This window comes from Desulfatiglans parachlorophenolica (genome assembly GCF_055394735.1).
This window is the reverse complement of sequence record NZ_AP042460.1, coordinates 2,002,748-2,013,827: the sequence shown is the minus strand read 5'-3', so window position 1 is coordinate 2,013,827 and position 11,080 is coordinate 2,002,748. Positions and strand designations below refer to the sequence as shown.

11 protein-coding genes are annotated in these 11,080 nt (G+C 61.2%); 10 read left to right on the top strand and 1 reads right to left on the bottom strand.

Annotated elements, in window-relative coordinates; all coding sequences use genetic code 11:
* Positions 1–10: 10 nt before the first annotated feature.
* Genes cmr4 through cmr6 form a run of 3 tightly spaced genes read left to right on the top strand, consistent with a single transcriptional unit; the run spans position 11 to position 2,619 of the window.
* Complete coding sequence (gene cmr4, locus ACZ500_RS09545) at positions 11–949, top strand: type III-B CRISPR module RAMP protein Cmr4 (protein ID WP_464232272.1); 939 nt, start codon at positions 11–13, stop codon at positions 947–949.
* Between the two features lie 9 nt (positions 950–958).
* Complete coding sequence (gene cmr5, locus ACZ500_RS09540) at positions 959–1,360, top strand: type III-B CRISPR module-associated protein Cmr5 (protein WP_464232271.1); 402 nt, start codon at positions 959–961, stop codon at positions 1,358–1,360.
* On the top strand, positions 1,357–2,619 hold the full coding sequence (gene cmr6 / locus ACZ500_RS09535; RefSeq protein WP_464232270.1) for a type III-B CRISPR module RAMP protein Cmr6: 1,263 nt from the start codon (positions 1,357–1,359) through the stop codon (positions 2,617–2,619). Before cmr5 ends, cmr6 begins: the two co-directional genes overlap by 4 nt.
* A 139-nt stretch (positions 2,620–2,758) precedes the next feature.
* Here the strand turns inward: cmr6 and ACZ500_RS09530 are convergent, their stop codons facing one another.
* Positions 2,759–3,109, bottom strand: coding sequence for a hypothetical protein (locus ACZ500_RS09530; protein ID WP_464232269.1), 351 nt, complete (start codon positions 3,107–3,109; stop codon positions 2,759–2,761).
* A 190-nt stretch (positions 3,110–3,299) separates the two neighbouring features.
* Between ACZ500_RS09530 and ACZ500_RS09525 the strand changes: the two genes are divergently transcribed.
* The 7 genes from ACZ500_RS09525 (at position 3,300) to cas2 (ending at position 10,976) form a co-directional block, all read left to right on the top strand.
* Complete coding sequence (locus ACZ500_RS09525) at positions 3,300–5,438, top strand: CRISPR-associated ring nuclease (RefSeq protein ID WP_464232268.1); 2,139 nt, start codon at positions 3,300–3,302, stop codon at positions 5,436–5,438.
* Entirely contained in the window at positions 5,438–6,067 is a 630-nt protein-coding gene (locus tag ACZ500_RS09520) for a phosphoesterase (RefSeq protein WP_464232267.1), read from the top strand. The genes ACZ500_RS09525 and ACZ500_RS09520 overlap by 1 nt, the downstream gene beginning before the upstream one ends.
* Positions 6,064–6,456, top strand: a complete 393-nt coding sequence (locus ACZ500_RS09515; protein WP_464232266.1) for a hypothetical protein — start codon at positions 6,064–6,066, stop codon at positions 6,454–6,456. The genes ACZ500_RS09520 and ACZ500_RS09515 overlap by 4 nt, the downstream gene beginning before the upstream one ends.
* A gap of 122 nt (positions 6,457–6,578) precedes the next feature.
* Positions 6,579–7,964, top strand: coding sequence for a tetratricopeptide repeat protein (locus tag ACZ500_RS09510; protein WP_464232265.1), 1,386 nt, complete (start codon positions 6,579–6,581; stop codon positions 7,962–7,964).
* Between the two features lie 35 nt (positions 7,965–7,999).
* Positions 8,000–9,628 (top strand): CRISPR-associated primase-polymerase type A1, encoded by a 1,629-nt coding sequence (locus ACZ500_RS09505; RefSeq protein WP_464232264.1) that lies wholly within the window; start codon positions 8,000–8,002, stop codon positions 9,626–9,628.
* A 10-nt stretch (positions 9,629–9,638) separates the two neighbouring features.
* Entirely contained in the window at positions 9,639–10,694 is a 1,056-nt protein-coding gene (gene cas1, locus ACZ500_RS09500; protein ID WP_464232263.1) for a CRISPR-associated endonuclease Cas1, read from the top strand.
* A 3-nt stretch (positions 10,695–10,697) separates the two neighbouring features.
* Entirely contained in the window at positions 10,698–10,976 is a 279-nt protein-coding gene (gene cas2, locus ACZ500_RS09495; protein ID WP_464232262.1) for a CRISPR-associated endonuclease Cas2, read from the top strand.
* The last annotated feature ends 104 nt before the right edge of the window (positions 10,977–11,080 follow it).

Genomic DNA, 11,080 nt, shown 5'->3' with positions numbered 1-11,080 from the left:
AGAGAGTGCCATGTTGTTTTCGACGAACGCTTCCAGGGTGTGTGTTCTTTACGCCGTGTCACCGCTTCACGCAGGGGCGGGTCAGTCAACCGGGGCTGTAGACCTTCCTATTCAACGGGAGCGCCACACCTCCTGGCCGATGATCCAGTCCTCTGGTTTGAAGGGGGCTTTTCGGGACTGGTTTACGCGCTACTACGCCAACAATAAAGCGGTCGAAGTGGGTTACGAATCAGCGCATTCCCAGGCCAAGGAACTGGCCTGCAGGGTCTTCGGCCGAGAAGAGTCACCAGACGGGCTTGAAGGCCACGCCGGGGCGATTTCCATCACCGACGGCCGTTTGTTGGCATTTCCGGTGAGAAGCAACGCCGCCCCATTCGTGTGGGTGACCGCTCCTTATGTGCTTACGCGGCTCGCGCGTGACCTCCGGTTGATCCCCGATGCAGGGTTGACGCTTCCCGGCATGGAGTTGGGTTCGGCGCCGGGCTCCGGCGAGGGCATGCTGATTCGGGGTGATATTGCCGCGGAAAACGGGTTGGTGCTGGAAGACCTGGTGGTCAAGATTGTTGAATCGAAGACGGATGCCGTGGCGTTGAAGGCGGCCTTCGAAGCCCTGGCACCCCAGGTTGCGCGTCTTGTGCTGATTTCCGATGCGGATTTCACCTATCTGGTCCGCAATGCCACGGAAGTCCAGGCGCAGATTGCCATCAACCCGGAAACCGGCGTGACCACGCCCGGGTCGCTCCGTTATCAGGAGCTTTTACCGGCTGATTCAGCCTTGTACACCCTCGTCTTTTTTACTACGGAGAGGACGCAGAACCAGCCCCAGCCGGTTGAATTTATAGCGGATCTCACCATGACCGCCTTGGCGACCCATGTCCAGATAGGCGGCGACATGACCTTGGGCCGCGGCCTCATGGAGGTTCGTTGGCTGCCGGGCGGAAAGGCATAGGAGGGAGCGATGGAGACGACGATTTCTCAGAAGCGGTCGCGATTCGCGTTGGAGCAGCTCGAGCGGATCCCGGTCAACAAGGACTTTGCAAACCTCACGGCCGGCCTGCCGGCGATGATCCTCGGCAACGGATTTGGACATGCCTTGGCCTTTCTCATTTCAAAGGCAACGAAGGATGGGCAGTTATCAGTGAAAGAGAAGCACTACGCAGCCTTCGCCATCATCGCGCGATGGTTGAAAGAGCGTGGAATCATCCCGGATGACGAGCCGAAGCCCTTTCTCACGAACCTTTCGGCGATGTCCCAGGAGCAGTATCTGCGGGCCCAAGACGAGGCCCTGCTGGTGCTCGAATGGGTGAAGCGCTATGCGAACTCGGCCCTTTTCCTCGAGGAGCAAGGAGAGACGCCATGAAAGAGAAGGCTGCTCCGAAGCCGGTTGTGCGGCCGGTCAATCCTGCCGTCGACCGCGTGATTGGAAAACAACCGAAAGGCGCTTTCAATTACGGCCTTTATTTTAACAAGTGGTTTTATGTCCAGGAAAGCGGCGGAAAATGTCCTGTCGAGGGGAATGCAGAGGATCCCGGGGACAATTTACTCCCCTCAATCGCCATGTTCAATGGGGAGGCTTCCCCCACGGGCGGTAAATGGGAGAGAAAGACCGCCGGCAGGCTTCTCGAGAAACGCCACGAACGTCAGGAAGCGGCAGCCCGGTCTCTTGAAAGCTTGGGATATCGCCTTCTGCGTTTCGAAGCGATTCTTGAAACGCCGCTGGTCGTTGGTCTTGGCAACGGCCATCCATCTGAAAAGGGTTTTTCATTCGATTGGACCCTTGGTGTGCCGTATATCCCGGCAAGCGGAATCAAGGGGGTGGTGCGTCTGGCCTGGCTGGTGAAGGCGCTCAACCGGATTCCCGAGGTGCAAGACGCCCGAAGGTTTTGGCAACAGGTGGGAAAAGGCCGGCTTCCGAACGAGGCGGGGGAAGCTCGCAGGGTCTTTGGAAATTTGGAGACGTCGGCTGAAGAGAATCTCGAACCAAACAGGGGAGGGGTCGTTTTCATGGACGCTTTCCCTGCGAAACTGCCCCTCCTCAAGGCGGAGATCATGAACTGTCATTATCCTGAATATCTCAATAAGGCTAACGGGAGGCCGACGGAGGACCAGTCCCCTAATCCTCAAAAATACTGGGCGGTTGATCCGTTTCTGGATCGTCAGGGCAGCGAGCGCACCCGATTCGTGTTTCGGATCCTCATGGGACCGGAACTGGCGAAGGAGAAGGCCGTCGTGTCGGATTTTTCCGAGGCGTTTGAAGCCGCGTTGGACCGCCACGGTCTGGGGGCGAAGACCGCTGTAGGCCACGGAAGGTTTGGCCTTCACATCGCCAAACGGGATGATCCGGGCAGCCATGACGAAGAGGCAGAACCTGAAGCGAAATCGGAAAATCCTCCTGTCGAACCTGTTCATGAAATTTGGAAAGGCGTTCACCTCCGTTACTTCCCGGGCAGCAAGGAGGTCAGCGCCGAAGTTGCTGGGAAAAAGGCTTTTATGAAGGGTATGGATCTGATCCCCGAGCAATACCGCGCCAAACTCAAGAAAAATAAAATCGTCAAGGTCCAGCAAATCGAGGCGATGCCCGCTGGGGGCAAAAACTACGCGATCGTGTCTGTTGAGTAGGATGGTGCCTTGATTGCACACAGCGGCATAGATTATGTTGTGTTGCGATTTTCGCCACTCCAGCCACAAAAGACTGAAAACCGGGCCTAAAATGTTAACTTGCTGATTTATCTCAATTTGTTGGTATGATAAAAAGGTTTTAAAGTCGATGCCCGGTTTTCCCTCTACCCGCCATGGCCACTGTTGCGTTTGCGGGGGGCAGAGTCAGAATCAATGTACTGACTGGAGGGGATTGACAGCGATATGAGCCCTCGGGACCGGGGCACCTGACGTTAAGTCGTGTCCATCCGGAAATGATTTTCTTATAGAACCCAGTTTCCATCCGGAAATGAGGATTTTTCTTCACCGCTTCGCCGCTCAGTCCCACCGCTCCGCGGCGGGTCCCGGTTTGGCCAATATCAAGGAAATCAAGCGTTTGCGCGGAGGCGACCTGGTGGTCGCCGCACAAGCAAACGTGCAGATTGACGCCGAGATTGGTCAAAAAGACCATTTCCGGATGGAAACTAAGTCAGAATGAATGCCCTGACCTGCGGAGATTGACAGTCGATGTCGGCGGTCATATCGGCGTTTGTTTTTAATGGTAAGAGCGAATATCGCGCTTTGAGTGGAATGACATAAAGTCAATTCGAGAAAAACAATCGATTTAAAGGAATGTTACTCCTTCCAGAAGGGTAGGCATTATGTCCGACATCCTGGTAACCACGCTCGGCACAAGCTGGCAGATCGTGCCGGAACTGCTGGGGTTCACGAACCCGAATCTGGTGGATCTTTACGCCCGTCATCCGAAGCGCGATGAGATCGCCGAGACCCGCCGGTCAGCGGACATCCGCCCGGTCGAAGAAGTCTGGATGGTGACGACAAAGGGTGAGAAGACCGATACTTCCATTCAGAATCTACTGGTTTGGCACCGGCTGTTCGGGGGAGGCGGGAGAATCCCTGTCCTCAGGATATGGCAGGTGGCGGGGGCCGGGGATTTGGCCTCCGAAGAGGAATGCCGGCAAATGGGGGAGTGCATTTTCCGAGTCGTTCTGCACGCCGCCGAGCGCTGCGCGGACGGGCATCTCTTGATATCTCTCGCGGGCGGACGCAAGACCATGAGTTCGGACATCCAGAACGCCGCCGTGCTTTTCGGGTGCCACGCCCTGATTCACGTTATCCAGAACGATGACTACGCGAACAAACTGCGGGGTCGGGAACCGGCGCTTTTCCTCGGACCGTTGCCCGAAGACTTCAAGGACGTGGTCACTCCCCTAGTGGCGGGGCGCTATGAGCGGAACCCCGCCGCCGATCTCAGGGATGAGAGCGGGCGGGTGATCAGCCGGGATCGGTATCCGCTCGAGATGCCGGCGGCATCGGAGCCTCTGGAGACGGCCGTGGCGGGGGCCGGTCTCATGGAGGAGGTTCAGGAGCGTTCGCGCAGGGCGTCTTTTCTTTTCTGCAACCAGGCCAACCGGTTGATGGGCGAGGAGACGGGCACGAATTTCCTCGCGCTCTACAACCTGCACCCTTCCCTGGTGACACGGTTGAAGACGCAGCGGATCGGCGTCGACCCGGCCAGGGAGGATGACGAGCTGGTGTGGCTTCAGAGGCTTCCGAAGGCCGAGCTGCATTGCCATCTCGGCGGCGTCGCGGACCCGGCCGAGATCCTCGAGATTGCCGAGGCGAATCGACCTGCACTGGAGCGGTGCCGGGACCGATGGGGTCCGTCCGTCGAGGAATGGCGGAGGCTTGCCGAGGGGGAAGCCGGGGAGGGGATCGATTTCAAGGTTCTGCGGCAAGCCGTTCCAGGGGTCCCCGAACCTTTGTGCACGGCGGCGTTCGTTCTCGTCTTCGAAGACCGGCCGGATCTGCTGGAGCAGATCATTTACGGGGCGTTCCGGCATGAGGATGCATTTTGCGGAGTCGGGTTCAAAGCGTACGAAAAGGCGGGGGATCTGCAGGGATCGGGGCTTCTTCAGTCGGAAGCCAGCCTGCGCGCGGCTTGCCGTATCTTGTGCCGCAAGGCTGCGAAGCACAACGTCCGTCATCTCGAGGTGCGCTGCTCGCCCATGAATTATGTCAAGGGCGGGCTGGATCCCGCCGAGGTGGTCCGGGTCATCGACGCGGAGCTGGCGGCTGAGGGCGGTCCGGCAAGCTACGCCTTGATTTTCACGGCGAGCCGGCATGGGATCATGAGCAAGGTTTACGAAAACATCGAACTGGCGGAGCGCCTGCTGGGAGGCGATGGGTCGGGTTTTCCGAGCCTGAGGGGCTTCGATCTCGCCGGCAGCGAGGAGGCCGCCAGGCCCGAACAGATGCGCGAGGCCTTCATGCCGATGATGCGCCGGTGCCTGCGTCTGACGATCCACGCGGGCGAGACGTCTTCGGCCGAGAGCATCTGGGAGGCCGTGTATCATCTCAACGCCGAGCGCATCGGGCACGGCCTGACGCTGAAGGAGAATCCGGTCCTCCTGGACAAGTTCAGGGACCGGGACATCGCCATAGAGATGTGTCCATCGAGCAATGTCCAGATCGTCGGCTTCCGGGACAATTTTCTGCAAGCCACCTGGCGCCGCGAGCCCTATCCCCTGAAAGAGTATCTGGAACGGGGGCTCAGGGTGACGGTCAACACGGACAACCCGGGGATATCGAGGACCGACTTCACCAGGGAGCTGCACCGGGCCGCCCGCCTGACGGAAGGCGGGCTGACCCTGTGGGAGATCCTGCTGCTGGTGCGCAACGGCTTCAAGGCCTCCTTCGCGCCGAGGGGGCGCAGGCAGGAGCTGCTTCGCGAGGCGGAGAAGGAGATCATCCAGCTCATCCAGGAGAGGCTGCCGTGATGAATCAGAAAAGCCGTTCGGAGCAGGTTCTGTGCGTCCCCCGGGATGGTCTCCCGGAGGAGTGGCTGATGGAGATGACCGCCTGTGAACTGTCGATGGAGGCGTTCGCTGCCCGGGTTCCGGATGCCGCCCTGTCGTGGCTGCCGCGGGAGCACGCCGAAGGCGATCCTTCCTTCAAGCAGCTCATCCCCTACGTGGTGGTTCAGAGCGTCGATGGGGTCGAGACCGCGTGCTACCGGAGGAAAGGGTCCGAGGTGAGGCTGCACGATCTGTGGTCCGTCGGCATAGGCGGCCATGTGAACCGAGGGGACAGCTCCGGGCTGGATGCGGCTTTGCCCGGGGTTGTGGAGCGGGGTCTTCGGCGCGAACTGGGTGAAGAGCTGGGCCTCTCGGCTCCCGCGCATCCGCCGGTTTTCGTCGGGTTGATCAATGAGGAGCGCACGGCGGTCGGCCGCGTACACCTCGGGCTGGTGTACCGCCTGCGGCTGAGCGCAGCGGACCAGGTGCGCGCGGACAGGGAACTCGACTCCTTCAGCTGGCTGAAGACCCGGGAAATGGACCTGGATCGGTTCGAGTTGTGGTCGCGGCTGGCCCTCAGGCTGGTGGACTGCGTCATAGGTGGAATATGATATTAGGTAAGGCGCTGTTTCACCTCTTTAATCATCAGACAACGGAAGCTGAGCGCGAGGAACCCGTGGAGAGTTCTGACGTCAGTTGCGCGGAAAGTCGCGTTATGGATGTTCGGGAGTGTACTTTGCCCTGCGAAAAGATGATCGGCTTTCTCGGAGCGAGCGCCTGCCAGGCCGGCGTGTACGTGTTCGGCGGGCGGAGCAAGGAAACGCGCTTCGTGCAGGCCGCCCTTGCCGAGTTTTTTAGCTGTAGAAAGTGGTTGTTTTCCTGCTGCTTTTTGAAGGGTTCTGAGGTTTTGATTACCCACCGGCCGCGATTTTATGCCGATTCGAAGGGCCGGTTTTTTGAACCGTCCGAAAAAGAACCATCCCCGAAAACATTTTTTTGAAAATCCCCCCTCCGATGCCGTGTTCCATTAGTGCAGGCCCCGGGTAGCCCCTCTCTAAGGGATGGGCTGCCCGGGAGTCCTGCCCTTGGCCGTAAAACCTCAACTTGAAGGAGGCGGCAGACATGGGCACCACGGCGAAGATCCTATCGTATCCACAGGGAGAGGCTGCTCCCAACACCCCACAGACAACCGATGCGGTCAAGAACGACAAGGTCCAGGCCGGAGAGGCGTTCTTCGAGGAACTGGCCGCGCAGAGCGGGATCCAGGAGACCCTTGCAGCGAGGCTGAAGGCGCACATCGGGGAGATCGAACTGCTGCGGGCCGATAACTGTTGGCAGGAGATCCTGGATCTCTATCACCCCGTCGAGGAGCGTGAGCCGGAGATGGTCCGTTTCGGCCTGGACCTCCCGCTGCGCTCGGAGGTGGCCTTCGCGCTCAGCCGCCTCAAGCGCTACGACGACGCGATCGTCGCCTACGAGGTGTGCCTCAGGCGCAGCCCGGACGATTTCCGGTTCCACTCGGGGTTGGCCTACACGCTGTACGAAAGCCTCCTGGCCGCCAAGAACCGGGAGATCATCCTGCCGCCGCAGGTCAAGGCCAAGCGGACGGAAAGGGCGCTCGACCACTTCAAAAGGGCCAGGGAAGTTCGCCCCGACGGGGTGACGGCGTTTTACCGCGAAGGGATGCTCTACAAGAATATCCTGCAGAAGCCCGACCGGGCGTTGCCGCTTCTGGCGCAGGCGGTGAAGAATTGGCTGGCGCTGACGGACGATGAGCGGAAGGTCCGGCATCAGGAGCGGCGCAACTACATCAAGTCGCTCTACAACCTGGGCTCGTGCCAGGCGAAGACGGGGCGGATCAAAGGCGCGCTCGCAAGCATCCAGGCCTGCATCGAGGAAGACGGGGAGAAGAACCATGTACGGGTCGAGCACAAGCACTTCGCCCTGGGAAAGGTCCTCTTCCATCTCGGGCGTTACCGGGAGGCGCAGGACGCCTTGGAGTTTACGGCCCGGGTGGTGAATCCGGCCGAAGGCGATTATGTCTTCGAACTCCTCGGGCGGGTGCTCCTGGCGCAGGAAAAGCCGCGGGAGGCCCTGGCGGCGGTTGAACGGATCCCGCCGCGGGTCCGCAGGCCTTATGTCCGGTGGACGGAGGCGGATATCCTGAACCGGCTGGGAGAGTACGACAAGGCGCGGAATATTTTGACCGGGGCGCTCGAGCGCGATCGGCGGTCGCGGCATCGGACCCTGATGCGTCTGGCCAGGATGGCTTATCGGGAAGGCAACGACGAGCAGGTGATCCGCAGGGCTGAGGAGGCGGTTCAGTTTCATATCGAGACCTACACGACCCCTGATCCCGACGGGCTTTTCTGGCAGGCCGCCGCGTATCTGAGGAAGGGCGATCTCGAGGCGGCCCGCGGGAAGGCGGCCGATCTAGAAGCGTTCAGGCCGGCCTATCCGCTGCTTGGGAAACTCCGGCAGGCCATAGCCAAGAAGGCCGGCCCATGACGGCGAACGAAAATGACACGAAAGGAGATCCGAACATGAAACCGCCCGCCGAAACGGCACCGAAGCGCCCGGCCGCACCTGATTTCGAGCTGCTCTTCGCCCGGCTGCGATCCTTCATCATCGAAAACCGCGAGATCGAGAAGTGCCGGGAGATCCTCCGAAAGCCGGATGTCATCCCGCGGTTCAGCCCGGAACAGTGCCTCGAGTGGAGCCGGCTGGCCCAGATGGCCGGGGAGATGGAGGTGGCCTGCCGGACGCTCGGGGAGTTGAATCGGCGCCACCCGGCGTTCGAGCCGGGGTGGCGCGAGCACATCGAACTGCTGGCCCTGCTCGGCAAGGGGGCGGAGGCTGCCGCTGTCAGGGCGCGCGCTCAGGGTGCCATCCCCGGTTTCGGACAACATGACGCGCAGCCTGTGCATACGGGTGATGCTGGAGGGGATTTTCAGTTCCTCGATGAGCCCTTTGCGGCCATGAAGCGGGAGGAGCGGCTGATCGCCCGCTATATGGCGTTCTTTCAGGGGCGCGAGGACTGCTTCGCGAGGCAGTGGGCGGACCGGAACGCGGGCACGAGCGGATACGTTCCCGTGAGGCGGGCGATCGAGCCGGCGGATGTTCGGGATCACCTGCGCGGCCTCAAGACCTACGGCATCTACCTGCTGCGGCGGGATAGCCGGGTGGCGACGGGCGTGATCGACGCCGATTTGAAGCAGGCCTACCGCACGGGGGCGGCGCTTGCCAAGGAGCGCTCAGGCATCCAGCGCGAATGCGCGTACCTGGTGGAGCGGGTTCAGGAACTCGGAAAGCCGATGGGCCTTTTCGCGCTGCCGGAGTTCAGCGGGGGAAAGGGGTATCACTTCTGGTTCTTTTTCGAGGAGCCGGTTCCGGCGCGGCCGCTCAAGGAGGCGCTCGCAGCGCTTGCCGGGGCGCTCAGGCCCGATTTGACGTTTTTCGATCTGGAGGTTTTTCCGAAGCAGGACCAACTGGCCGGGAAGGGTCTTGGAAACCTCGTGAAACTTCCCCTCGGGCTGCACCGGGTCACCGGAAAGCCCTCCTATTTTCTGCCGAAAAGATCCGGGGATGTGTGGCAGGCCCTGGAGGTCTTGGAGGGTGCCGCCTACTCGACGCTGGAGAAAAAGGACCCGCCTCATGGAAAGACGGGGCCTTCTGGCGGTGTCCTCGTCCACCCCCGGCAGGGGGAGTGGATCGCACGCTTTCCTGAGCTTCACCGGCTCTCGGAGCGGTGCCCTCCGCTCGGCCAGTTGATTACGGCCTGCCGCAACGGGAAGGCGATGGGGGTCCGTGAGGAAAAGATCCTGTTTGCCACGGTCGGTTTTCTCAAGCGGGGGAAGACGCTCCTTCACGCACTGCTTCAGCCTGTGCCGGAGTACAACCCGCACCTGGTCGACTACAAGCTTTCGCGGCTGCGGGGCACGCCCCTTGGCTGCCGGAAGATCCACACGTTGATGGGGGTTGTCCTCGATTTCTGCCGTTTCGATTCACCGCTCCCCTATGCGCATCCGCTCCTGCACTGCCGGGAATGGATGACCGAGGACCTGCCGGTGGCGGCCGAACGGGTGGAGAACCTGGCGGATGCGTTGGAGCACCTGCGGCGGAGCCTCGACCTGGTGACGCGTTTTCTGCCGGCGTTGCGGGAGACGTCTTGAGGGGAATGCCATGCAGAGGATGTATGTGCTCGAAAATGGAAGCTATCTCAGGAAGTCAGGAGGAAATCTCGCCCTTTTCCGGGATGGCCGCCTTGAAGAGGAGATCGACCTCGAGCACCTGGAGCAGTTGATCCTCGTGGGCTACACCTCGATCAGTGGGGCGGTGCTCCGGATGCTGATTCGCAGTCGGGTGGAGACGGTCCTGCTCAACCCGCGCGGGGGGTTCGAGGGGCGGCTGTCGGTCGATGAGCACAAGCACGTCGGCCGGAGGAAGGCGCAGTATCTCCGTCTCTCCGACCCCGGGTTCGCCCTCGAGACCGCGCGGTCCATCGTCGGCGGGAAGCTCCGCGGCCAGGCCCGCTTCCTGGCCCTGCGCGGAAAGCAGCTCGGCATCGATTCCCCGCTGGCACGGGCGGCTACCATCCGCGCCATGGAGCGGGGTGCCCTCGACCCGGCCTCCGATTTGGATATCGTCAGGGGGATCGAAGGGCAGGGGACGCGCGTCTATTACGAGGGCTTTCCGCGGCTGGTGCGGAACCCGGGCTTCAGCTTCAAGGGCCGCAACCGCCGGCCGCCGCTCGACCCGGTCAATGCGCTGCTTTCATTCGTCTACACGCTGTTGACGAGCGAGGTCCTGACCGCCATCAAGATCGTCGGCCTCGATCCCTACATGGGCGCCCTGCACGTGGAAGACTACGGGCGGCCGTCGCTTGCCTGCGATCTGGTCGAGGAGTGGCGCGTCTTTCTCGGGGACCGGTTTGTCCTGGCGCTCATCAATCGAAATGTCCTCAGCCCGGAGGACTTCGTCTACAGGCAGATCGAAAATACGGACTTCGTGGACGAGGAGGACCTCAAGCAGAAGCGGCCCGTCGAGATGAAGCCCGCCACCTCGCGCGCGCTGCTCAGGTCCTACGAAAAGTGGATGGAGCAGCGGATCAAGCCCCCCGATGGGGAGCAGCGGCTCACCTACAGGGGCCTGATCCTCGAGCAGGTCAGGCGCTTCGAGAAATATCTCATGGGGGAGTTGAAGGAGTATCAGCCGTTTCCGTGGTCGCAGGTGGGATGAGTCATGTTCTATCTGATCTGCTTCGACATCGTGGACGACAAGGTCCGCAACCGCGTGGCCAAGGTGCTCAAGGGCGCCGGCACGCGGGTGCAGAAATCCGTCTTCGAATGCGCGGACCTGAACGAAAAGCAGTTTCTGAAACTCAAGGACCGGATCGAGCGCCTGATCGATTTTACGGAGGACAGCGTGCGCTACTACCGTCAGTGCGGCGGCTGCCTGTCGCACTTCGAGTTCTCGGGGGTCGGCGAGCAGCCCGAGAAGCGGAAGTTTGCGGTGGTGTAAAGAGGGTTCCGCACGGGCCGAGGCGAATCTGCTGCTGGCGCTGAGCGGGATCTCGCCTGAGCCGCGTGCGCGGGTGGGAGCCCGCTCGGGCAGAAGGTGGATGA